The organism is Methylosinus sp. Sm6 (assembly GCF_019802345.1).
Taxonomy (GTDB): Bacteria; Pseudomonadota; Alphaproteobacteria; order Rhizobiales; family Beijerinckiaceae; genus Methylosinus.
Map to the genome: position 1 here is coordinate 97,990 of NZ_JAINDZ010000008.1, position 22,940 is coordinate 120,929.

General features: G+C 69.4%; 22 protein-coding genes and 1 riboswitch. Of the genes, 5 read left to right on the forward strand and 17 right to left on the reverse strand.

The annotated features are described in order from the left end of the window. Nucleotides 1-69 precede the first annotated feature (69 nt). From cobF to cbiE, 5 genes are read right to left on the reverse strand one after another with little or no spacing between them, the layout of a single operon-like run. Nucleotides 70-861, reverse strand: a complete 792-nt coding sequence (cobF, locus tag K3F48_RS07730) for a precorrin-6A synthase (deacetylating) (protein ID WP_222574843.1) — start codon at nt 859-861, stop codon at nt 70-72. Further along, nucleotides 858-2,174: a cobyrinate a,c-diamide synthase gene (locus K3F48_RS07735; RefSeq protein ID WP_222574844.1), complete on the reverse strand. Its 1,317-nt coding sequence runs from the start codon at nt 2,172-2,174 to the stop codon at nt 858-860. The genes cobF and K3F48_RS07735 overlap by 4 nt, the downstream gene beginning before the upstream one ends. Continuing rightward, a complete protein-coding gene (gene cobM, locus K3F48_RS07740) occupies nt 2,171-2,953 on the reverse strand; it encodes a precorrin-4 C(11)-methyltransferase (protein ID WP_222574845.1) in 783 nt (260 codons plus the stop codon). Before cobM ends, K3F48_RS07735 begins: the two co-directional genes overlap by 4 nt. Next, nucleotides 2,950-3,324, reverse strand: a complete 375-nt coding sequence (locus tag K3F48_RS07745) for a cobalamin biosynthesis protein (protein ID WP_222574846.1) — start codon at nt 3,322-3,324, stop codon at nt 2,950-2,952. The genes cobM and K3F48_RS07745 overlap by 4 nt, the downstream gene beginning before the upstream one ends. Then, the gene (gene cbiE / locus K3F48_RS07750) at nt 3,321-4,514 is read right to left on the reverse strand and encodes a precorrin-6y C5,15-methyltransferase (decarboxylating) subunit CbiE (RefSeq protein ID WP_370631372.1); all 1,194 of its coding nucleotides are present in this window, start codon (nt 4,512-4,514) and stop codon (nt 3,321-3,323) included. The genes K3F48_RS07745 and cbiE overlap by 4 nt, the downstream gene beginning before the upstream one ends. On the opposite strand from cbiE, the gene K3F48_RS07755 reads away from it, so the two are divergent. Beyond that, nucleotides 4,507-5,250, forward strand: coding sequence for a cobalt-precorrin-6A reductase (locus K3F48_RS07755; RefSeq protein ID WP_222574848.1), 744 nt, complete (start codon nt 4,507-4,509; stop codon nt 5,248-5,250). The two genes, cbiE and K3F48_RS07755, sit on opposite strands and share 8 nt — an antisense overlap. Here K3F48_RS07755 and cobJ read toward each other — a convergent pair. The 4 genes from cobJ to K3F48_RS07775 all read right to left on the reverse strand — a co-directional run bounded on the left by cobJ (nt 5,226) and on the right by K3F48_RS07775 (nt 8,630). Next, the gene (gene cobJ / locus K3F48_RS07760; protein ID WP_222574849.1) at nt 5,226-5,960 is read right to left on the reverse strand and encodes a precorrin-3B C(17)-methyltransferase; all 735 of its coding nucleotides are present in this window, start codon (nt 5,958-5,960) and stop codon (nt 5,226-5,228) included. The two genes, K3F48_RS07755 and cobJ, sit on opposite strands and share 25 nt — an antisense overlap. Continuing rightward, nucleotides 5,957-6,688, reverse strand: coding sequence for a precorrin-2 C(20)-methyltransferase (cobI, locus tag K3F48_RS07765; RefSeq protein WP_222574850.1), 732 nt, complete (start codon nt 6,686-6,688; stop codon nt 5,957-5,959). The genes cobJ and cobI overlap by 4 nt, the downstream gene beginning before the upstream one ends. Then, nucleotides 6,688-7,317: a precorrin-8X methylmutase gene (locus tag K3F48_RS07770; protein WP_222574851.1), complete on the reverse strand. Its 630-nt coding sequence runs from the start codon at nt 7,315-7,317 to the stop codon at nt 6,688-6,690. Before K3F48_RS07770 ends, cobI begins: the two co-directional genes overlap by 1 nt. Then, the gene (locus K3F48_RS07775; protein WP_370631373.1) at nt 7,314-8,630 is read right to left on the reverse strand and encodes a precorrin-3B synthase; all 1,317 of its coding nucleotides are present in this window, start codon (nt 8,628-8,630) and stop codon (nt 7,314-7,316) included. Before K3F48_RS07775 ends, K3F48_RS07770 begins: the two co-directional genes overlap by 4 nt. Then, a riboswitch (cobalamin riboswitch) is annotated at nt 8,594-8,810 on the reverse strand. It overlaps the preceding gene by 37 nt. A 51-nt stretch (nt 8,811-8,861) precedes the next feature. On the opposite strand from K3F48_RS07775, the gene K3F48_RS07780 reads away from it, so the two are divergent. Then, nucleotides 8,862-9,368 (forward strand): carboxymuconolactone decarboxylase family protein, encoded by a 507-nt coding sequence (locus K3F48_RS07780; RefSeq protein WP_255608611.1) that lies wholly within the window; start codon nt 8,862-8,864, stop codon nt 9,366-9,368. A 99-nt stretch (nt 9,369-9,467) separates the two neighbouring features. Continuing rightward, a complete protein-coding gene (locus tag K3F48_RS07785; protein WP_222574852.1) occupies nt 9,468-10,520 on the forward strand; it encodes an acyltransferase family protein in 1,053 nt (350 codons plus the stop codon). 203 nt (nt 10,521-10,723) lie between these two features. Here K3F48_RS07785 and K3F48_RS07790 read toward each other — a convergent pair whose 3' ends face one another. After that, a complete protein-coding gene (locus K3F48_RS07790; RefSeq protein ID WP_222574853.1) occupies nt 10,724-11,602 on the reverse strand; it encodes a hypothetical protein in 879 nt (292 codons plus the stop codon). 151 nt (nt 11,603-11,753) lie between these two features. Here K3F48_RS07790 and K3F48_RS07795 point away from each other — a divergent pair, with 151 nt between their 5' ends. Next, on the forward strand, nt 11,754-14,609 hold the full coding sequence (locus tag K3F48_RS07795) for an AMP-binding protein (RefSeq protein WP_222574854.1): 2,856 nt from the start codon (nt 11,754-11,756) through the stop codon (nt 14,607-14,609). A gap of 38 nt (nt 14,610-14,647) precedes the next feature. On the opposite strand, the gene K3F48_RS07800 is transcribed toward K3F48_RS07795, so the two are convergent. The 5 genes from K3F48_RS07800 to K3F48_RS07820 form a co-directional block, all read right to left on the reverse strand. Then, a complete protein-coding gene (locus tag K3F48_RS07800; protein WP_222574855.1) occupies nt 14,648-14,962 on the reverse strand; it encodes an HPr family phosphocarrier protein in 315 nt (104 codons plus the stop codon). Next, a complete protein-coding gene (locus K3F48_RS07805; protein WP_222574856.1) occupies nt 14,959-15,360 on the reverse strand; it encodes a PTS sugar transporter subunit IIA in 402 nt (133 codons plus the stop codon). The genes K3F48_RS07800 and K3F48_RS07805 overlap by 4 nt, the downstream gene beginning before the upstream one ends. Nucleotides 15,361-15,545: 185 nt before the next feature. Beyond that, nucleotides 15,546-16,043: an HPr kinase/phosphorylase gene (locus tag K3F48_RS07810; RefSeq protein WP_222574857.1), complete on the reverse strand. Its 498-nt coding sequence runs from the start codon at nt 16,041-16,043 to the stop codon at nt 15,546-15,548. Then, a complete protein-coding gene (locus K3F48_RS07815) occupies nt 16,040-17,875 on the reverse strand; it encodes a sensor histidine kinase (protein WP_222574858.1) in 1,836 nt (611 codons plus the stop codon). Before K3F48_RS07815 ends, K3F48_RS07810 begins: the two co-directional genes overlap by 4 nt. A 17-nt stretch (nt 17,876-17,892) precedes the next feature. Further along, nucleotides 17,893-18,591: a response regulator transcription factor gene (locus K3F48_RS07820; RefSeq protein ID WP_222574859.1), complete on the reverse strand. Its 699-nt coding sequence runs from the start codon at nt 18,589-18,591 to the stop codon at nt 17,893-17,895. Between the two features lie 631 nt (nt 18,592-19,222). Here K3F48_RS07820 and K3F48_RS07825 point away from each other — a divergent pair. After that, on the forward strand, nt 19,223-20,938 hold the full coding sequence (locus K3F48_RS07825; RefSeq protein WP_222574860.1) for a hypothetical protein: 1,716 nt from the start codon (nt 19,223-19,225) through the stop codon (nt 20,936-20,938). Nucleotides 20,939-20,955: 17 nt separating this feature from the next. On the opposite strand, the gene glpK is transcribed toward K3F48_RS07825, so the two are convergent. Both glpK and K3F48_RS07835 read right to left on the reverse strand, forming a co-directional pair. Then, nucleotides 20,956-22,437, reverse strand: a complete 1,482-nt coding sequence (gene glpK, locus K3F48_RS07830) for a glycerol kinase GlpK (protein ID WP_222574861.1) — start codon at nt 22,435-22,437, stop codon at nt 20,956-20,958. 100 nt (nt 22,438-22,537) lie between these two features. Beyond that, the gene (locus K3F48_RS07835; RefSeq protein WP_222574862.1) at nt 22,538-22,855 is read right to left on the reverse strand and encodes a hypothetical protein; all 318 of its coding nucleotides are present in this window, start codon (nt 22,853-22,855) and stop codon (nt 22,538-22,540) included. Nucleotides 22,856-22,940 lie beyond the last annotated feature (85 nt).

A 22,940-nucleotide genomic window follows, 5' to 3' on the forward strand; every position in this document is an offset into this window, starting at 1 on the left:
GGAAATCGCACGTTCGCATCGGCGTCGCTTCGCGCGTCGGCGCATTCGCGCGCGATCGAGGAGCTTCGATCACGCCGGTCCTTCGGGCGCGCCCTCCGGTCGATCGATCCGCCGCATCAGATAAATGTCCATGATCCACCCGTGGCGCGCGCGCGCTTCGGCGCGTTTCACGACGATTTCGTCGCAGACGGCCTCGAGCGGGCCGTGAACCAGGATCTGCGCCTCCATTCCGAGATAGGCGCCCCACCAGATCGCGAACTCGCCACGGAGAGTGCGGAATGCGCAGGCGCCGTCGAGGAAGACCGCAATGGTGTCGGCGTCCGCCGGCCATCCCCGCTCCGTGAGCTTTCGGCCTGTCGTGAGGAGCACCGGCTTCCCGATCTCGTTGAGCGGGATCCGGTGGGCGGCCGTCAGAGCCTGCAGCGCCGTGACGCCGGGAACGACTTCGATGGTCAAATCGAAGTCGCTCTCGAGCCGCTCGGCGATCCGCAAGGTGGAATCGAACAGGGACGGATCGCCCCAGACCAGCAGCGCCGCCCGGCCGCCGTCCGGCAGGGCTTCGGCGATGCAATGTCGCCAGACCGCCGCGATGTCGTCGTGCCATTTCTCCACCGCCACGCCGTAATCGGCCGCCGCGGCGTCGCGCGACGGCGTCCGGTAGGCGACGATCCGAGTCGCCGGATTCGTCAGAACGGTCGCGAGGATGCGACGCCGCACCTCGGCCAGCATGGCCTTTTCGGCCCCCTTGTCGGGCACGAGCACGAGGTCGGCGCGATTGATCGCGTCGACGCCCGCGAGCGTCAGATGCGCGGGACTCCCGGCGCCCATGCCGACGAGGAGCAGCTCGACGGAATTCTTCATCGCGCTTCCTCCGCGACGAGATGGAAGAAGGTCCCGCTCACCGCGCCGCGCCGCGAGCCGGTCTCGGGAACCGGCGCGCCCGCCGCATCGGTCATCGCGGCGAGAGCCTCGTCCGGCTGGGCGAGAACGGTGGCGTAGCGGAACTCGTGGCCTCGGACCACGGCGCCCGCGGCATGGCCCGGAATCGGCGCCTGAAGAGTCGCCCGGCGGTAGCCGAGGGTCAGGGACCGCGCGGCGAAGCTCGTCTCCAGGCCGAGCAGGCCGGTCATCTCGCGCCTGACGCCCTCGGCGTCCACGAGGCCGGCGCCGAGAACCATGTAGCCGCCGCATTCTCCATGGACCGGCCTGGTCGCGGCAAAGGCGGCGAGCCCGGCCCGGAACCGTTCCGCGGCGGCGAGCCGGCCGGCGTGCAGCTCCGGATAGCCGCCCGGAAGCCAGCAGAGTTCCGCCGTCGGGTCGGGCCCCTCGTCGGCGAGCGGCGAGAACGGCAGGATGGTCGCGCCGTCGGCGCGCCAGCCGGCGAGCACATGCGGATAGACGAAGGAAAAAGCGACGTCGCGCGCGAGCGCGATCCGCCCCGCCGGAGCGCGCGGGAGGCGACCGCCCGGCGCGAAGGCGCGCGTCATCGGGCGGGCGGCTTCGAGGATGGCGCCGAGGTCGAGATGGCGCTCGACGAGGTCGGCTACCCGCTCGATCATCGCCTCGAGATCGGCCCTCTCCACCGCCTGAACCAGTCCCAGATGGCGCTCGGCCGTGGCGACGCCGGCCGAGCGCGGCAGGGCGCCGAAGACGCGCAGACCCGCCTCGGCGAAGCCATCCCGCACGAGCGCTTCGTGGCGGGGGCTGGCGACGCGGTTCAAGATGACTCCCGCGACGCGCACATCCGCGCGGAAATCCGCGAGCCCCTTGGCGGCCGCTGCGGCGGTCTGCGCCTGCCCGGCCGGATCGACGACGAGAATGACCGGCCATCCTGTGCGGGCGGCGAGGTCGGCCGTCGCGCCCCTGCCCCACGCGCCGCATTCGGGCGCGCCGTCGAAGAGCCCCATGGATCCTTCTGCGACGACCAAATGCGCGGTCGCCGCGTGGTCTAGGATGGCGCCGGCGAGTTCCGCCGGCATCGCCCAGCTGTCGACGTTGAACGCCGCTCCGCCGGCGGCGGCGGCGAGGAAAGCCGGGTCGATGTAATCGGGTCCGGACTTGAACGCCTGCACGACGAGGCCGCGGCGGCGGAAGGCGCGGGCAAGGCCGAGCGCGACGGTCGTCTTTCCGCCGCCCGACGCGAAGGCCGATATCAGGAGGCCGGGCGCCGTCATGTCCCCTCCGGAAAGCGCGGCGAGGGCCCGAGGGGACGGAAGCGTCGGTCATAGTCCGCGGCATAGAGGCGGCTGTCCGCGAAGTCGTGCGCGCCGAGCGTGCGGCCGACGAGGATCAGCGCGGTGCGCTCGGGATCGGCGCCGACGGCCTCCGCGAGGCGGCCGAGCGGCGCGCGGACGATGCGCTCGTCGAGCCCGCTCGCCCGCCAGACAACGGCGGCGGGACAATCGGGTCCATAGTGCGGGAGCAGTTCGGCGACGACGCTGTCGAGGACATGGATGGAAAGATGGATGGCGAGCGTGGCGCCGGTCGCGGCGAAGGTGGCGAGCGCCTCCGCCTCGGGCACGGGCGAGGCGCGGCCGGAAGCTCTGGTCAGCACCACCGATTGCGCGAGCCCCGGCAGCGTCAGTTCAGCGCCGAGCGCGGCGGCGGCGGCGGCGAAGGACGGCACGCCCGGCGTCACGGTGTAGGGGACGCCGAGCGCCTCGAGCCTGCGGATCTGCTCGCCCATCGCCGACCAGACCGACAGGTCGCCCGAATGCAGCCGGGCGACATCCTCGCCCCGGGCGTCGGCGTCGACGATCACCGCCATGATCTCGTCGAGCGTTAGCGGCGCTGAATTGACGAGCCGCGCCCCGGGCGGCGCGAAAGCGAGGATCGCTTCCGGGATGAGCGAGCCGGCGTAGAGGCAGACCGGCGCCACCGAAATGATGTCGCGGCCGCGGAGCGTGAGCAGATCGGACGCGCCGGGGCCGACGCCGACGAAGTGAACGGTCATGGTCCTTCTCCTTCGGCGAGTGCGGCGACGGCCGTCCCATCGGGTGAAATGGCGCGCGGCGCGATCAGGCGCCCGCCGCGTCCGGCGACGATCAGCGCCGAGGCTTCGGCGATGCTGCGGCCGCCGTAGCGCGCCGGAATGCGGGGGCTCGTCGCGGCGCGGGTCTCGGCGGCGATGCGATCGAGGGGCGCGCCGACGACGGGCAGTCCGAGCTCTTCGGCGAGCGCGCGCATGGCCGGATGGCCGGCGAGGTCCGCGGCGGTCGCGAGCCGGTCGATGCGGTCCAATCGGCCGGACGCGGCCGCCTCCGCCGCGGCGCGAAGCGATCCCGGCGGCGCCGAGGCGCGAAAACCGAGGCCGAGGACCCTCATCGCGTGAGGCTCCATTGCACGATCGGCCGCGCCGGCCGCCAGCCGCGAAAACGCCCGAGCGGCGCCGCCTCGGCGAGGTCGATGCGGATCAGCCGCCCGCCGTGGCGGGCCGACATTCCGACGAGCAGCGCTTCGGTCTCGATCGTCACCGCATTGGCGACGAGGCGGCCGCCCCGGGGCAGACGAGCAACGATCCGCGCGATGAGATCGGCGTTCGCGCCGCCGCCGAGGAAGACGGCGTCCGGCCGTTCGAGCGCGTCGAGCGCCTCCTCGGATCGGCTGTCGATGACGATCGCACTCCCGGACAGGCCGAAGGCCGCAAGGTTCCGGCGCGCCATCTCCGCGCGGTCGGGGCGAAGCTCGACCGCCGTCGCCCGGCCGCCGGCGAGGAGCCATTCGATCGCGACCGATCCGGAGCCCGCGCCGAGATCCCACAAATGCTCCCCCGGCCGCGGCGCCAAAGCCGCGAGCGTCAGGGCGCGGATCGGGGCCTTGGTGATCTGGCCGTCGGTCTCGAAGAGGTCGTCCGGGCGGCCGGCGACGGCGGAGAGCCCCGCCGCTCCCTCGACCGCAATGGCGAGCGACAAGGGCGCCGCAACGTCGTTGGGGACGGCGTCCACGGCGATCATGGCTCTGATCCGCTCCCGCGGGCCACCGAGAGCTTCGAGCACATGCACCACGGAGCGGCCATAGCCTCGTGCGGTCAGAAAGGCCAGAAAGCGCGCCGCCGCCGCCGCGTCGCGGATGAGGACGAGCAGGCGCGCGCCGCGGCGAAGGTGAGGAATCGCCGTCTCGAACGGGGAGGCGTGGAGTCCGAGCGCGCGGATCGCTTCAACGCGCCAGCCGAGCCTCGCGGCGGCGAGCGCGAGAGTCGACGGCGCGGGGTGAGCGCGCCAGTCACGCGGGTTCAGGCGCTCGGCGAGAATGCTTCCGACTCCGAACCAGAAGGGATCGCCGGAGGCCAGGACGACGGTGCGGGCCGGCCGCGCGGCGAGGACCCCCGCCACATCGAAGGGAACGGGCCATGTCCGTCCGCGCGCGGCCCCTATCCCCGCGAGCGCGAGGTGACGGGCGCCGCCGAAGACCAGCTCGGCGCGGTCGAGCGCGTCTCGACTTGCCGAGGAGAGCCCGCTCGCGCCATCTTCGCCGAGCCCCACGATGGTGAGCCAGGGATCAGACGTCATGCGCATCCTCCTCCTCGGCGGCACGGCCGAGGCCGGCGCCATCGCCACCGCGCTCGCCGCCGCCGGCCTCGACGCCGTCTATTCCTATGCCGGACGAACGGCCTCGCCGAAGGCGCAGCCGCTGCCGACCCGCATCGGCGGATTCGGCGGCGCGGACGGCCTCGCCGCTTATCTCCGCACGGAGCGGATCACGCATGTCGTCGACGCCACCCACCCTTTTGCCGCCGGGATCAGCCGCAATGCGGCGGCCGCCGCCGCGGCGTCCGGCGTCGATCTCATCGCAGTGGAGCGGCCGGCCTGGACACCTGTCGCGGGCGACCGCTGGATCGAGGTCCCCTCGATCGAGGCCGCCGTCGCGGCTCTGCCGGAGGCGCGCGCTTCTGTCTTCCTCGCCATAGGACGGCAGTCGCTGGGAGCCTTCGCCGTAAAGCCACAGCACAGCTATCTGCTGCGCCTCGTCGATCCCATGGAGATCCTGCCGCTGCCCGACGCCATCGCCGTGGTCGATCGCGGGCCGTTCACGGAGTCGGGCGACCGGGCGCTGATGGAACGGCACGGCGTCGCCCTCGTCGTGGCCAAGAACGCCGGCGGCGTGGCGGCGGCGGCGAAGCTCTCCGCCGCCCGCGCGCTCGGCCTGCCGGTGGTCATGATCGGCCGCCCGGCCGTTCCCCCGCGAAAGGTCGCGCCCGATGTGGCCAGCCTCATGGAGGCCCTTCGTCATGGCGCCGATCTCGGCGTGTAGACGAAGCGCCCGACGCGGCGGGTCTGCGAATTGCCGATGAGGACGATCGTCCGCATATCCGCCATTTCCGGGCGCGCCTCGGCGAGCGTGGTCGTGGCGATCGTCTCTTCGGGGGTCGTCACGGCCCGAGCGAAGACGACGAGCCGCTCCCCGCCGCAGCTCTCCCGAAGAATGGCCAGAACTCGCCCGAAACCATCCGACCGCGCCGCAGAGCGGGGATTGTAGAGCGCGAGCGCGAAATCGGCGCCCGCCGCGGCCCTGAGGCGCGCCTCGACCAGCGCGAAGGGCTTCAGATTGTCGGAGAGGTTGATCGCGCAAAAATCATGGCCGAGCGGCGCGCCGATGCGGGCCGCGGCCGCCAGCATCGCCGTCACGCCGGGCAGGACCGCAATGTCGAGCGAGTCGGGATCGGGGATCTCTTCCAGGGCTTCGAACACGGCCGCCGCCATCGCGAAGACGCCGGGATCGCCCGAAGACACGACCACGACCCGGCGTCCCGACGCCGCCAGCGCGATCGCTCGGCGGGCGCGGCCGAGCTCCTCGCGATTGTCGGAGGCGTGGACGACGAGTCCCGGCCGCGCCGGCGCCCGCGCGGCATAGGGGCCGTAGCCGACGACGTCGGTCGCCTCGGCGAGCGCGGCCGAAACCTCCGGCGTGATCTGGTCGGGCGAGCCCGGCCCGAGGCCGACGACGGTGAGGCGGCCGGTCATTTCGGCCGTTCCGGGCGGCGCTCCTCGCCATGGACGATCACCGTCGCGAAATACGGGCAATCGTCGTCGCCGACCTCGGCGAGGCGGGCGACGCGCTCGCCGGGCATGGCGCCGTGAATGACGAGCCATGCGCGCTCCAGCCGGCCGGCGCGCCGCAGCGCGCGCCTGACACGGGCGAGATTGCGGCCGGTCTTCATGACCACCAGCGCATCGGCCGCCGTCATGTGGCGGACGAGGTCGTCCTCGTCCAGCGTGCCGGGGAGGACGGTCATCACATCGTCGGCCCAGGTGATCGAGACGCCCGTCGCCGTCCAGCAGCCCGCCATGCCGGGAATGCCCGGAATGATCTCGATTTCCACTCTCCCCTGCAGGCGCGTGTGGAGATGCATGAACGAGCCGTAGAAAAAGGGATCGCCTTCGCAGAGCACGACGACGTCGCCCGTCTTCGCGAGCGCCACGAGCCGTTCAGCCCAGTCGTCGTAGAACCGCGCGAGCAGGGATTTGTAGTCCGCCCCGCCAGAGGGCAGCTCGGTGGTGACGGGATATTCCATCGCATGCTCGACCACATCCGGCGCGAGCAGGCCTTCGACGATCCGCCGCGCCTGTCCGGGCCGACCCGCCTTGCGGAAAAAAGCGAGCTGGCGCGCGCCGCGCACCGCCCGGTCGGCTTTCACACTGAGAAGCTCGGGATCGCCGGGGCCGAGCCCGGCGCAAATGATGCGGCCCATCACATCTCGCTCCGGCTGGCGAGCGCGTTGAGCGCCGCGACGGCGATCGCCGAGCCGCCGAGACGGCCGAGCACGGCGAGCGCCGGCGCCGGCGGCGCGGCCATCAGCTCGTTCTTGGATTCGGCCGCTCCGACGAAGCCGACCGGGCAGCCGATGATGGCCGCCGGCCGCGGCGCGCCCGGCTCGGCGAGAATGTCGAGGAGGCGGAAGAGCGCCGTCGGGGCGTTGCCGATGGCGACCACGGCGCCCGCGAGACGGGGACGCCACAGCTCCACCGCGGCCGCCGAGCGGGTGTCGCCGAGCCGGGCGGCGAGTTCCGGCACGGTCGGATCGGCGAGAGCGCAGAGGATCTCGTTGCGGGCCGGCAGGCGCGCCCGAGTGACCCCTTCGGCCACCATGCGCGCGTCGCACAATATCGGCGCGCCCGCCTCTAGCGCGCCGCGGGCCGCGGCGACGAAGCCCGAGGAAAAGCGGACGCCGGCTTCGAGACCGATGAGCCCGGCGGCGTGAATCATCCGGACGACGATCGGCTCCTCCTCCACGGAAAAGCGGGCGAGATCGGCTTCGGAGCGGATGATGGCGAAGGAGCGGCGGTAGATCGCCGCGCCGTCGGTTTCGTAGCGCTTCACGCGAGCGCCTCCCGGAACAGCGCGCCATCGGCGAGATCGGCCGGCCGCAGATCGCGGACGCGCGGCGCGTCGGCCGCCGCGCCGCGCGCGACGAGGTCATAGCCGCGCGGCGTCGCGACGATGGTGAGATCGGCGGGCGCCGCATGGGCGCAGCCCTTCGGGCAGCCGGCGACGTGAAGATGCGAGCCCGCCGGGACGGCCGGCGCCAACGCGCGGGCGAGGTCCCTCGTGGAGCCTGCGGCCTGCGGGCAAAAGGGCGCGCCGGAACAAGCGCTCACCTGCGTCAAGGGATCAGCCGCGAGCAGGACGCCGTCGAGCGGCGGCGGCGCGAGGCTCGTCTCCACCGCGAGCATCCGCCAGGGCGTGACGCGGACATCGCCCAGACGGCCCAGCGCCAGCAGCGCCGCCGCCGGCGCCGCGCCGAACGGGAAGCCGACGAGATGGCCGCCCGGGATCGGCCCGGGCGTGGGAGCGGCGGCGGAGGGCGCGGGCTCGGCCTGTTCCGGGCCGACGGGCGGCCGCCTGCGACGGACGAGCGCCGCCATGCGTCCACGGCCCGCGCGGACGCCGCCGGCCGACAAGAACCAGCGCGCGAGATCGACCGCCGCGCCGGCCGCCGCATCCGCTCGGACAGGGCGGCCGGTCCCGGCGCCATCCGCGCGCAGGATGATCCCGCCGTCGGCGGCGCGCTCGATGCGGATATCGGCCGGCGTCTCGGCGAGGAGCCGGACCCGCCCCGTGTCCACGGCGAAGCCGAACTTTGCCGGAAGCGTCGGGAGATCGGCGAGCGCCGCGGTCAGCGCGGCGGCAATCCGCGCCGTCTCCCCCGCCTCGTCCGGGAACGGCGTCACGATGACGTTGCGGCGCCGCTCGGCGCTCTCGTCGGGATCGACGAGGCCGTGTCGGTCGAGCTCGGCGAGAAGGGCGGGGTGATCGGCTGCGGCGACGCCGCGGATTTGCAGATTGGCTCGGTTGGTGAGTTGGACCTCACCATCGCCGAACCGTTGCGCGGCGGACGCGACCGCGATGAGCTGGCCGCCGGCGATCCGCCCCAGCCGCGGCCTGACGCGCACGACGAGGCCGTCGCCGGAGACCATGGGCCGCAAGGCGCCCGGGCACCAGCCGCGGAGCTGCGGCGCTTTTGCTCGCTCGTCCGAACATGCATGGCGCAAAGCCGGCCCTCCTCTGATGAGGCGGCCAGCCGAAGCCGGCGCGTCGTCGACCTCGATGAGAAGGCGAACGGGAGCCGGCTCGATCGGTTGCGGCGCGCCCCGTCCGCCCGTCGTCTTGCGCTGGCAGGTCTCCCGGCTCACGGATCTGGGGATCGCAATCCACCTCGGCCCTCCACCTTCCCAGCCTTGTCGGCCAGTGGCGTCGGAGGGCCTCTCCGTTCACGGTCGCGGGGGCGGCTGCGTTCGGGCTGCTTTTCGGGCGGCCCGCCGCATTCCCTCTTCGCCTGTCGCAAGACAGGAACCAGCGCCGGCCGAGTAGGCGCACCCGAACGCGCCGCTGTCAAGACAGGCCCGCCAGCCTGTCGATAGCACATGATATGTCCCTCGATCTCGCGCCCGCGCTATTGGGAATGCGCCTCGAGCCCTTTATCGCGGCCACCGCGATCGGCATCTTGCCCGGCACATTGGTTTATACGGCGTTCGGAGCAAGGCTCGGAGACATATTCGACGCCGGCGCTGCGCTCATCGGCGACCGTGCGCGTCTCTCAAATCAACCAATGCGCCTTTTGCGTCGACATCAACTCTGCGACGCTGGCGAAGCGCGGCGTCGCGATGGAGAAGATCGACGCGCTCGCGAATTGGCGCGATAGCCCGCTGTTCGCTGCGGACGAGCGGCTCGCGTTGGAATATGCCGAGGCGACGACATTGACGGAGCCCGGCGTGAGCGACGGCTTGCGCGCCAGATTATCTGTCCTCGAAATTCAATGCGGCGTCTCGCCGCCGTCGCCCGAATCGCGCCGGACGGCGGCGCGCGTCGACAATGAGGTTGACGACGCGCCGGCGCCGATCGAGAATTTCCGAGGAACTGTCGTGGCCTAACGCATCGCAGAATAACTTCTGCGTGCGTTTCCAGCGAAATTCAATCAATGAAGCGCGCGCGTCCTGCGGCGCCTGCCAACCGAATCGAGGGCGGCGTCGATGCAAGAACGTCGGATCGCGTGGGTGGATAATGCGAAAGGAATATGCGTTATCCTCGTCGTCATGATGCATTCGGCGCTCGGGGTCGGAGACGCCATGGGCGGCGAGGGTCTGCTGCATTGGATCGTGGCCTTCGCGAAGCCTTTTCGCATGCCCGATTTCTTTGTCATCGCCGGTCTCTTTCTGTCACGAACCATCGACCGGGATTGGCGAACGTTTCTCGACCGAAAAGTCGTGCATTTCGCTTATTTCTACTTCCTGTGGCTGTTCATACAATGGATCTTCAAGAGCCGCGTGTGGGCGGGAGGCGATCCGCTGGCGGCGTTGCGACAGCTGGCGCTCGCCTGCATCGAGCCGTTCGGAACCTTGTGGTTCATCTATCTGCTGCCGATCTTTTTCGTATCGACGAAGCTGCTCCGCAATGTTTCGCCGGCGATCATGCTGTCGGCGGCCGGGCTGATGGAGACTGCCCGCGTCGCGAGTGGTTGGACCGTTCCGGATGAATTCGCGGCCCGATATTTCTACTTTTTGTTCGGCTATGTGTTCGCGCCGCACGTCTTCGCTCTGGCCGATGCGGCGAGGCGGACTCCAGGCGAGGCGCTGCTTCTCCTCGTCCTCTGGGCTGCGGCGAATGCGACGCTGGCGTTCTCGCCCTCGCCATTCGCCGGCTTTCCGACGCTCGCAGCGCTGCCGCTCGTGAGCCTCGCGGCCGGCCTCGCCGGAGCCGCGGCCGTCGTCGTCCTCGCAGCGCTTGCCTGCGATCTCGCAGGGATGGGCTGGCTTCGATATTGCGGCGCCAACTCGCTGGCGATCTATCTCGGCTTCTTCCTTCCGATGGCGGCCGCGCGCAAGGCCATTGTCGACTTCGACCTCATGGCGAGCGTGAGCTCGGCGTCGGCCACAGTCACCTTTATCGGAGTCGTCGGGCCTCTGCTTCTGCATCGGTCGACGAGACGCGGAACATTTCGCTTCATCTTCCAAAGGCCAGCGTTTTTCCGGCTGCGGACGCCAGCCCCTCGCGCGGATGGCGTGACGCGGCAGAACGCTCTCTGAGCGTCGGTCTCGAGGCGAGCCGGCGGGAAAGCACAACGATGACTGCCGCAGTCCTCGCCGTGGGCTGACAAATGAGGAGACGGCCGAGGGTCGTTCGCAGGCGATCAAATATCGCTCGTGGTCTGCTTCGTCGAATTTGATGGCTTCGAGAGCGAGCCTGAAGGCTCGCGGTCCGGGGGCCGCGCGTGGACCGCGAGCAGCTCTCAGCCTCGACGGCGCATGAGAAGCGCGGCGGCGCCGACGCCGGCGCTGGCCAGAGCCGCGACGGGCCGCTCCGCCGCCAGCGCGACGGCGACGCCGAAAAGCGTGGCGCAGGCTAGCGCCAACGCCGCGGCGAGCGCCAGCATGGAAGCTCGGCCACCGCCGGCCGTGAGCGGCGCCGGCGCGGGCGAGCCGGCCGCGGCCGCGATCAATGCCGCGGCCGTCGGATCGAGCAGCAGCCGATCGATGGACAGGGGCGGCGCCGAATAGGGGAAGCCGCCCGAGCCCGCGGCGAAGTCGCGGTCATAGACCACCGCCTCGAAAGCGCGCGGTCCGGTCTTGGCGACATAGACGTCGAGCGTCGTCGTCTCATGTCCGCCATCGCGGGCGAGCAGCGAGAGACGCAACGTCGTTTCGGCGTCGGCGGCGTTGCGAGAGGGGCGTCGCGCCTCGGCGACGATCGGCGCCGCATCGAAAAATTCGTTCGAGGTCTCCCCACGCGCCTCGGCGCGGGCGAGCGCCGCGGCCTGCGTCTCGCGGAGAATCGTCCGCATCGGCAGACGGGCGCCGATGAGCCGCGGAAGCTCTGCGAGAGCCGCGGCCGTGGGCCCATAGGCGGCGGCGAGCGGCGAATCGGCTTCCGTCGTCGCGGCTGCCGATTGCGCGAGCGTGTCCGCCGCGCCGACCGGGAGATTGAGGTTGCGATAGCCGGCCGGCAAGGCGTCGCGCAGGCCGGGTCCGGGCGAGGGCGCGGCCGGCGCGGAAGCGGGAGCGTCGTCGAGCGCCGGGACGGACTCGGCCTTGGCGGCGACCGCGGCGACGCGGGACAGCGCCCGGACGCCGGGGGAGCTGGAGGTGAGAGCGGAAATCGGAGAAACCATTTTTCGGCAATTCCGTTACGCTGCATCTAACGAGCAACGCTAGGCCGAGTCGGCTTGCGCCGGGCTTGCGGCGCGCAATCTTCATCGCACTATTTATGCGTGCAGCCGGGCGGCGGGCGGGCCGATCGCCCATTCGCATGGGACGGCCGTCGTGCCAGTTCGAGCCCGAGGCGCCGGATCGCATCCGCAATCCTCCGAGGCGGCGCAGCGCGAGCTCGTCGCCGTGGTCGCCGCCTTTGCGCGCGAGCTGCACCCGAGCCGCGCGCAGCCGAGCGGCGTCGCCCTGTCCAGCCGGCTCGAGCAGGATCTGGGCGTCGACAGCCTGGCGCGCGCCGAGCTGATCCTGCGGCTCGAGCGACGCTTTCGCCGGCGCCTGCCGATCGAGGCCATGGGGCGGGCGGAAACCGTCGAAGACGTGCTCGCCGCGCTCGAGGACTCGTCGGGCGAGCCGCTGCGCGTCGAGCGCGCGCAAGCCGCCGCATTGCCGCCGGCCGAAGCCGCGGCCGAGGCGCGCACGCTCGTCGAAGCGCTGGAATGGCACGTCGCGCGCCATCCCGATCGGCTGCATCTCACCTTTCTCGCCGATGCGACGACGGCGGCGGGCGCGCTGACCTATGGTCGCCTCGCGGCCGAGGCGCGGCGCGCGGCGGCGGGACTCGCGACGATGGACATAGAGCCGGGCGATCGCATCGCCTTGATGCTGCCGACGGGGCTCGATTTCTTCATCGGCTTCTTCGGCGCGCTCTATGCCGGCGCGGTCCCCGTCCCGATCTATCCTCCCATGCGGCTCTCGCAGATCGAGGATCATCTGCGGCGGCAGATCGGCATATTGCGCAACGCCGGCGTCAAAGTGCTGATCACCGCGCCCGAGGCGGCGCGGCTCGCGGCTCTCGCGCGCAGCCGCGTCGAGACGCTCGAGCGAATCGTCGTCGTGGACGAGCTGACGGCGGCGGGCGGCGGCGCCGCCGCGCCGCTCCCCCGCGACGAGCGGGCGACCGCGATGCTTCAATATACGTCCGGCAGCACCGGCGATCCGAAGGGCGTCGTGCTGAGCCACGCCAATCTGCTCGCCAACATCAGGGCGATGGGCGCGGCCCTGCGCGCCTCCTCCGCCGACGTCTTCGTGAGCTGGCTGCCGCTCTATCATGATATGGGGCTGATCGGCGCCTGGTTCGGCTGCCTCTATTTCGGCGCGCCGCTCTATGTGATGTCGCCGCTCACCTTCCTCGCTCGCCCGGCCGCCTGGCTCTGGGCGATTCACGCCCATCGCGGGACCCTGAGCGCCGCGCCGAACTTCGCCTTCGAGCTCTGTCTCGACAAGATCGACGCAAGCGAGCTCGAAGGTCTCGATCTTCGCTCATTGCGCTTCGTCGCCAATGGGGCGGAGCCGGTCGGCCCGCGCACGATCCGCCGCTTTGCGGAAAAATTCGCGCCGTTCGGCTTTCGGCCCGATGCCATGGCGCCGGTCTACGGTCTCGCGGAAAACGCGGTCGGCCTCGCCTTTCCTCCGCTCGGCCGGGCGCCGCCGATCGAGCGCGTCGACCGGGACGCTCTCGCCTTGCGCGGGGCGGCCGAGCCGGCCTTGCCCGGCGCCCCCCATGCGCTCGAGCTCGTCGCCTGCGGCCAGCCTCTGCCCTTGCACGAAATCCGCATCGTCGACGAGGCGGGGCGCGAGCTCGGCGAGCGGCGCGAGGGCCGGCTCGAATTCCGCGGGCCGTCGGCGACGGCCGGCTATTTCCGCAACGAGGCGAAAACGCGCGAGCTGATCCGGGGCGGCTGGCTCGACAGCGGCGATCGCGCCTATCTCTCCGGCGGCGACGTTTTCGTCACCGGCCGCATCAAGGATATTCTGATCCGCGCCGGCCGCCATCTCTATCCGCAGGAGATCGAGGCGGCCATCGGCGAGATCGACGGAATTCGCAAGGGCTGCGTCGCCGTGTTCGGCGTCGCCGATCCCGGCTCGGGCACGGAGCGGATCGTCATCGTCGCCGAGACCTATGCGACCACCGGTCCGGACCGTGCGGCGCTCGCGGCCAAGGCGCAGGAGACGATGAGCGCGATCGGCGGAACGCCGGCCGACGACATCGTGCTGGTTCCGCCGCGCACGACGCCCAAGACGTCGAGCGGGAAGATTCGGCGCAGCGCCGCCCGCGAGCTCTATGAGCAGGGCCGGCTCGGCGCGCCGCCGCGGGCGGTGTGGCTGCAGCTCGCCCGCCTCGCGCTCGCCGGGCTGCGGCCCGGCCTCGGCCGGCTCGCCGGCCGCGCGGGTGATTGGGCCTATGCGGCCTGGTGGTGGCTCGTCATCGCCTGCGGCTATGCGGCCGCCTGGATCACGGTGATGGCGACGCCCGGCCTCGAGCGCCGCTGGACCGCGACGCGGCGCATCGCGCGCGCCATGCTCGCGGCGCTGGGCGCGCCCGTTTCCGCCGAGGGATCGGAGCGCCTCCCGGACGGCGGGGCGATGCTCGTCTTCAATCACTCGAGCTATATGGACGTGGCGCTGCTCGCGGCTTTTCTGCCCGGCGCGCCGGCCTATGTGGCCAAGCGCGAGCTGGCGCGCCAGCTCTTCGCCGGCCCGTTCCTGAGCCGGCTCGGCGTCCTCTTCGTCGAGCGCTTCGACGCCGTCGCCGGCGCCGCCGACGCCGAGAGGCTCGCCGCGGCCGCCCGCGGCCGCAATCTCGTGTTCTTTCCGGAGGGGACGTTCACGCGCCGGCCGGGCCTCGGCGGCTTCTATCTCGGCGCGTTCAAGATCGCCGCCGCGGCCGGCCTGCCGGTCTATCCGGGCGTTTTGCGCGGCACGCGCTCGATGCTGAGGAGCGACCAATGGTTTCCGCGCCGCGCCGCGCTCTCGCTGCGGATCGAGCCGCCGATCCGGCCGGAGGGGACGGATTTTTCCGCCGCGCTGAAGCTGCGCGACGCCGCTCGCGCCGAAATCCTCGCCCGCTGCGGCGAGCCGGATGTGGATGAGCTGGTCAAGCCTCGAGGGCAGTCGGCAACACGGCAGTAGGCAGTAGAAGGGCTTCTGCCGAGCTCGACTGCGACGGCCTACTCGTCCTCTCCGAACCTGTTCCCGACCAGCGCCGTCAGCGCCTCGATCGCCTCATGCGCCTGGGGCCCGCTGGCGGTCACGGTGATGGTCGCGCCTTTGGCGGCGCCGAGGGTCAGAATGCCCATGATCGAGCTGCCGCCGACCGTGTCGCCGCATTTGGAGACCGTGATCTCGGCCTCGTAGCGTTCGCAGCACTGGACGAATTTGGCCGTCGCGCGGGCGTGCAGCCCCTTGCGGTTCACGATGACGAGATCCCGAACAATGCGCGCGCCGGCGTCGGAAGCGTCGGCGGAAAGACTCTCGGTGGTCATTTGGCGTTGAGCACTCGGCTGGCGATATAGACATATTTACGCCCGGCGTCCTGCGCCTGCAACACCGCCTGCTCGAGCGGCGCCGTCTCGCGGACGGAGGCGAGCTTGATCAGCATGGGCAGGTTGACCCCGGCCAGAACCTCGACCTTGCCGCCATTCATGACGGAAATCGCGAGATTGGACGGGGTGCCGCCGAACATGTCGGTCAAGACGACGACGCCATCGCCGCTGTCCGCTTCGGCGATGGCGTCGATGATCTCGCGGCGCCGGCGCTCCATGTCGTCCTCCGGGCCGATGGATATGGAGACGAGCTGTTTTTGCGGGCCGACCACATGCTCCAGCGCCGCGCGAAACTCCGTGGCGAGGTGCCCATGGGTCACCAGGACCATTCCGATCATTCGCAGCTACCGCTCATGAACCGTCTCGCGAGAGAACGAGAACGTCGAAACCCAGGGGGGCCGACAAGGATCGACATGACGGCTCCCGACGTTAATAACGCGAATGTCGTCTCGACGTTCGCTGCGCCTCGGGGGGCATTTTGTGCGATGCGGCGAAATTGGCAAGCAAAAACCTCCGTCCGACGCTAAAATGCTACAAGATCATGAATAAATGAAAATATCTTGCGCCCGGCCGCGGTCTCGCCGGCGTCCGCCGCGAGCCGCGGAAGGATCACGCCGCAGATCTCGGCGAGGGCGGATTCGGGATCGGGCAGCCGCGGGAGCGGGCTTTCGCTGCGGCCACGGAGGTCGACCACGCATCGGATCACGCCGCGCGATTCGTGCGAGGCGGGGAGAATGCCGACGCCGCGCTCCTCGATCGCTCCCGCTATGGCCGGATGCGGACGCGCCAGCAGACGGCCGTGGCGGTTCTCGATCTCGACGCGATCGTCGCCGATGAGGCGCGCGAAGCGGCCCTCGCTCCGGGCCAGGGCGATCAGCTCGAGGGTGAGCGCGCTCTTGCCGCTGCCGGAAGGGCCGCGCAGAAGCACGCCGGCGGCGCCGACGAGCAGGGCGTTGGCGTGGATCGTCCTCCGTCGTCCCTCGGCGCTCCCGGCGGGGAAGGGGAGGGCGAGGTCGGTCATTTGGCCGCCGGCAGCCAGATGACGAAGCGAGCGCCGATGGTCTCGTCGCCCGGGCGGGCGGAATCGGTTCCCTCCGGCTCCGCTCTGGTGCGGTTCATCGCGCGGATGCGGCCATTGTGCGCCTCGACGATCTGGCGGGAGATCGACAGGCCGAGGCCAGAGTTCTGGCCGAAGCCCTGCTCGGGGCGGTCGGTGTAGAATCGCTCGAAGATGCGCTCGAAGGCGTCGGCCGGAATGCCCGGCCCGTCGTCGTCGACGATGATCTCATAGCCGTCGACCGCCTGCCCGCCCATTCCGATCGCCTGCTCTCCCCGCAGGGTCACCCGCACGCCGGCGCCGGGCGCGGAGAAGGAGCGGGCGTTGTCGATCAGATTGTCGAACACTTGGGCGAGGCGGGAATCATGGCCGAGAATGCGCCAGCGCCGGCGCGCATCGCTCGAGGCGCGGATGTCGAGCGTCACCTCGACTCCATCGCCGCGGTCGACCTCGCGCGCCATGCCGACCACGGTCTTCAGCACCGCAGCGATATCGACCGTCGCCATATCGGCGCGGGCGAGCTCGGCGTCGAGCCGCGAGGCGTCGGAAATATCGGTGATGAGGCGATCGAGCCGACCGACGTCATGCTTGATGATCGTCAACAGACGCGCGCGCGCGTCGTCGTCGCGCGCGATCGGCAGAGTCTCCACCGCGCTGCGCAGTGAGGTCAGCGGATTCTTCAGCTCATGGGCGACATCGGCGGCGAAATGCTCGATCGCCTCGATGCGATTGTAGAGCGCCGCGGTCATGTCGCGCAGCGCGCCGGACAAATGGCCGATCTCGTCCTGGCGCTGCGAGAAGTCGGGAATTTCCTGCCGCGATTTGACGCCGCGCCGCACGCGCTCGGCCGCTTCGGCGAGGCGCCGCATCGGCTCGGCGATGGCGCCGGCGAACAGCAGCGAGAGCAGCAGCATCACGCCGGCGGAGACGAGGAAGATGCGGATGATGCCCCAGCGCTCCTGGGCGAGGATGGCGTCGATGTCGCCGCCGAGCGTCGACAGCAGCAAGGCGCCGCGCACCGAGCGGAAACGCTGCACCGGCACCGCGACGGAGATGATCGTCTCGCCCTTGGCGTTGGCGCGCACCACCGACAGCGCGCCGCCGGAGAGCGCGCTCGCCACTTCCGGATAGGCCTTGCCATTGCCGGCGCCGATGTCTTCATAGAGCGGCAACTCCGGCCGGCGCGTCCAGCGCCGCACCGCGTCGAACGCCTGCTCGAGCCGACCCGTCGCGCCCTGCGCGCCGCCGGACGGGCCGAGCTCGAAGCGCAGAATGTTGGAGCGGCCGCTGACGGAGCGCGAATCGAGCAGCAGATAGCCGTCGCGATCATAGATGCGCGCGCGTGTGCGCGTCGGCGACACGAGGCGGCGCAGCAGCGGGCCGATGCGCTCGGGATTGAGCGAGAACTCCATCGACGGCTGGCTGCCTTCCTCGACGCTGTAGCTCTCGCCAGGCGCGAGACGCAGCAGCTTCTCGGGATCGATGGTGATGGCGTCGGTGTCGACAGTGGCCGAGGCGGCGATCGCCGCGGCGATGATCTCGCCCTGCGTCTGCAGGCTCTGCACGCGCGCGTCGATCAGGCCTTCGCGGAATTGATTGAGATAGAGGAAGCCGGCGAGCAGCGCCACCAGCCCGCCGAGATTGAGCACGACGATGCGGCGCGTGAGCGATGACGAGAGGCGCGACTGCGCCGCGCGCGCGAGACGCAGCAGCTTGATCGAGGCGACACGCCCGACGCGATTGCGGCGCGCCGATGTGTCGGCGGCGACGTTCTCGTTGTCGGCGGCTATGGTCATGGACGGCCGAATCGCTGTCACGCTTCCTTGAATCTATAGCCCACGCCGTAGAGCGTCTCGATCATTTCGAACTCCGGATCGGCCACTTTGAACTTTTTCCGCAGGCGCTTGATGTGGCTGTCGATGGTGCGGTCATCGACATAGACCTGATCGTCATAGGCCGCGTCCATCAGCGCGTTGCGGCTCTTCACCACGCCCGGCCGCTGCGCCAGAGCTTGGAGAATGAGAAATTCGGTCACCGTGAGCACGACCGGATCGCCGCGCCAGGTGCAAGTGTGGCGCTCGGGGTCCATGACCAGCGCGCCGCGCTCCAGCACCTTCGCTTCGGATTCCTTCTGCGCCGCCGCTTCCTTCGGATTGGCGCGGCGCAGGATCGCCTTCACGCGCTCGACCAGGAGACGCTGCGAGAACGGCTTATGGATGAAATCATCGGCGCCCATCTTGAGCCCGAACAATTCGTCGATCTCCTCGTCCTTCGAGGTGAGGAAGATCACGGGAAGATCGGATTTCTGGCGCAGGCGGCGCAGCAGCTCCATGCCGTCCATGCGCGGCATCTTGATGTCGAAGATGGCGAGATCCGGCGGATTGGCGCGCAGCCCGTCGAGCGCCGCGGCGCCGTCGGTGTAGGTCTGAACGCGATAGCCTTCGCCCTCCAAGGCGATCGAGACGGAAGTGAGAATATTGCGATCGTCGTCCACGAGAGCGATGGTCGGCATAGTCAACCTTTGCTGTCTGCGCCCGCTCCAAGTCCCGGGCTGCGTGATGCTTTCGAGACGCCGCGGCGTTCAGGGCTCGTCCCGTAGGTCCGCGCGCGCCGCCGTCACTGTTTGTCGTCCGCCGATTTTTTACGGCCGGCGTCTCTGCGCCGCCACGTTCGCGAATATCGGCGGCCGAAATGTGGCCTGCTCATGCGCTCGGCGCGCGACCGCCCGAAAGACGGCTGCTTCGCCGTTCTGTCGCCCTTATATACATATTCGCGTCACAAATCACCAACTTGCGAAATCGAGGCGGAATGCCGCGCGCTGCGCCGAAGCTCGAGGCGGGAGCGCGACGCGCGCCTCGGACGCGAGCCGAGCGGCGCCGCCGCTTCCGTTGCCGAACTGTCGCACTTCTTTTCTAGCGTAGCGCAGCCGGATCGAATCGGCCAGAGAGGCGCCGACGCCTCCGATTGCCGATCGCGCAAGTCGCTTTGTGGCGTATCCGTTTTTCATCATCTCGTTTTTCAGCACGCATTCGCGTCGCCGAGAGGCGTTCCGTCTCGATCGAGCAAGAGATCGTCGCCGCGGCCCGAGCGGCTGCGCGCATGTTCCGCTCGTTTGGCGCGGCGCGGGAACAAAGGATTGCGGCATGGATTTGACCCGCTGCTTCGCCGCAGCTCCGACAATGGCCTCGATCGTCGCGCTCACGCTCGTGAGCGCGCCGGCGCGCGCCGAGCAGGAAGATTTGCGCGCGGAGATTCGGTCCTTGACCGAGAGGCTGCGCAAGCTCGAGACGAAGCTCGACAAGGCGCAGAAGTCGGCGGCCGCCGATAAAAAGAAGGAGAAGGAGGAAAAGGAGAAAGAAAAGGAGAAAGAAAAGGAGAAGAAGGAGGAGGCCGAGAAGATCGGGCCCGACAAATTCCGCTTTCGGGGCATCACGATCACGCCGGGCGGCTTCCTCGCGCTGGAGAGCGTCTGGCGCAGCCGCTGGATCGGCGCCGACGTCAACACGCCGTTCCAGAATATTCCGTATAATTTCTTCGCGACGGCGCATTCGAGCGAGTTCCGCTTCAGCGCCCGCCCGAGCCGCTTCACTTTGCTCCTCAAAGGGGACGTCGATCCCACCACCAACATATTCGCTTATGTCGAAACCGATTTTCTCGGCGCCGCCCAGACCGCCAACTCCAATCAGAGCAATTCCTATAATTTGCGCCTGCGCCAGGCCTACGCCAATATCGATTGGGATATTTTCGGAACGCATTTCATGGCCGGACAGGCCTGGTCGCTCGTCACCTTGAACAAGGTCGGCATCCGGCCGGACACGTCGGTGCAGCCGCTGACCATCGACCATCAATATGTCCCCGGCTACACTTGGGCGCGCCAGCCGGGTCTGCGCCTCACTGTGGATTACAACAAGGAGTTCTGGGCCTCCTTCGCGGCCGAAGGCGCCGCCACCACTTTCGCCGGCTATGGCGTGCTGCCGCCCGGCTTCGCCGGCACGACGAGCCTGCCGCTGCAAAATCCGATTCTGTTCGGACAGCCGGCGAATGGCGGTCTCTTCAACAGCGTGAACAGCTATTCGTTGAACCGCGCGCCCGATCTCATCGGCAAGGTTGCCTGGGACGCGAATGTCTTCGATCGCAAGGTGCATGTCGAGGGCTTCGGCCTGATGCGCAATTTCACCACCCGCGCCTATTGGGGCAATCAGAACGCCTGGGGCGGCGGCTTCGGCGGCGGCGTCTACGCGCAGATCATTCCCGATTATCTCGATTTCCAAGTCTCCGGCGCCGTCGGCCGCGGCATCGGCCGCTATGGCAGCGCGCAGCTCCCGGACGCCACATGGTCGATCTTCGGCGGCGGTCCGCTGCCGATCGGCCAACGCATGCTCCTCGTCGGCGCGATCCTGCACCCGACGCCGCAGACCGACATCTACGCCTATGCCGGCGGCGAATTCGCCCAGAGCAATCCTCAATACGCCTCATGGGGCAACAGTCTGATCTATGGGGGCTACGCCAATCCGTTCTTCAACAATCTCGGCTGCAACATAGAGAATGACGCGCTCACCACGGCGCCGTTCCTCTCGGCGGGCACGGCGGCCAATGTCGCGCTCGGCGGCGCCTACGGCTGCTCCGGCCAGATCAAGGCTATTCGGCAGATCACCGGCGGCGTCTGGCACACCTTGTACGAGGGCAAGTTCGGCAAGATCAGGGGCGGCGTGCAATTTTCCTACACGATCAAGGACGGCTTCTTCGGCTATGGCGGCGCGCCCCGGGCGCGGGACAGCATGGCGTTCACCAGCTTCCGCTATTATCCGTTCGAGGGCGGCGGCCCCGCGCCGACCGTGCCCGTGCTGGCCAAATACTGAAATCGCGACGCGGCGCGTCAGCCGGTCCAATCGAGCGAGCGCGCCACCGCCTTGCGCCATTTGGCGAGGCGGCGATCGCGCTCCTCGCGGGGCATGAGCGGCTCGAAGCGCCGGTCCGCGCGCCAATGCGCGGCGAGCTCCTGCACATTGCTCCAGAAGCCGACGGCCAGCCCCGCCGCATAGGCGGCGCCGAGCGCGGTCGTCTCGATGCAGCGCGGCCGCACCACCGGGGCGCCGAGCAGGTCGGCCTGGAATTGCATCAGCAAGTCATTCGCCGCCATGCCGCCGTCGACGCGCAGCTCTTCCAGAGCGACGCCGCTGTCGGCCTCCATCGCCTCCAGCATGTCGACGGTCTGGAAGGCGGCCGCCTCCAGCGCCGCGCGCGCGATATGAGCTTTCGTCGAAAAGCGCGTGAGGCCGGCGATCAGCCCACGCGCGTCCTCGCGCCAATAAGGCGCATAGAGTCCCGAGAAAGCTGGCACGAAATAGACGTCGCCATTGTCGGGAACGCTGCGCGCGAGCGCTTCGATCTCGCCGCTCGATGCGATGAGTCCGAGATTGTCGCGCAGCCATTGCACCAGCGCCCCGGCGATGGCGACCGAACCCTCGAGCGCATAAGAAGGTTTGGCGTCGCCGAGCTTGTAAGCGAGCGTCGAGAGCAATCCCTTGGTCGAGGCGCGCGGCGTCTCGCCGACGTTCATCAGCAGGAAACAGCCCGTTCCATAAGTGTTCTTGGCGTCGCCCGGCGAGAAGCAGGCCTCGCCGAAGAGCGCCGCATGCTGATCGCCGAGCGCGGCGGCGAGCGGGACGCCCGCGAGCGCGCCGCGGCACAGGCCATAGATTTCGCTCGACGAACGAATCTCCGGCAGGCAGGCGCGCGGAACGCCGAACAGCCGCAGCAGCTCATCGTCCCATTGCAGCGTCGCCAGATTCATCAATTGCGTGCGCGACGCATTGGTGGCGTCGGTGAAATGGCGCCCGGTCAGATTCCATGCGATCCAGGAGTCCATCGTGCCGAACAGAACCTCGCCCGCTTCCGCCCTTTCTCTCGCGCCCGGAATATTTTCGAACAGCCACACGAGCTCGAGGCTGGAGAAATAAGTGGAGAGCGGCAGACCGGTCTTCGCGCGCAGCCGATCCTTGCCGCCCTCCGCAGCGAAGCGGGCGACGAGCGGCTCGCTGCGCGTGTCCATCCAGACGAGGGCGTGATGCAGCGGCTCGCCCGTGCGGCGATCCCAGAGCAGCGTCGTCTCGCGCTGATTGGTGAGGCCGACGCAAGCGAGATCGCTCGGCGAGAGATGCGCTTTTGCGAGCGCGCCGTCGATGGTCGCCTGCGTGTTGCGCCAGATTTCCAGCGCGTCATGCTCGACCCAGCCGGGACGCGGGCAGATTTGCGCATGCTCGCGCTGATCGAGCGCGACGATCTCGCCTCGCCGGTCGAAGACGATGAAGCGTGTGCTGGTCGTTCCCTGATCGACCGCACCGACATATCCGCCCATCCACGCCTCCCTGGCCGGTCGGCGCGCAGGATGGCAGGTCCGCAGGCATGCGTCATCTTGGGAAGAGCAAGCCTTCCGACTCGCCCTTCACTCGGGTTTCTCACCCGGCGAATTCGGACAGCACGGCGGCAAGGGTCCGCGTCTGCGTCCAATCGAGCAGAATGTCGGCGCAGCCCGCGGCGCGCAGGGTCACGCCGTCGTCGCGCACCTCGGCCTCGAATTCGTGATCGCTGGCGATGGGGCTCATGAAAATCTGCCGCTCCGCGCTCGCGCCCTCGGCGACCGCGGTCAGCGCCCGCGAGAGGATGCCCGCCTCCTGCCGCGTCAGCCGGCGGGGCGGATGGTCGCCGGCGCTTATGGTCGCCAATGCGCCAAAAGCGCGGTGCTCGGCGGCGGCGACTTCGACGATTTGCGACATTTTCCGTCCTCTTTGTCTCGAGCCGTTCCCTCAGCGATATGGGTGAGTCAATGAACATATTGAAAAATAAATGTTATCATAATTT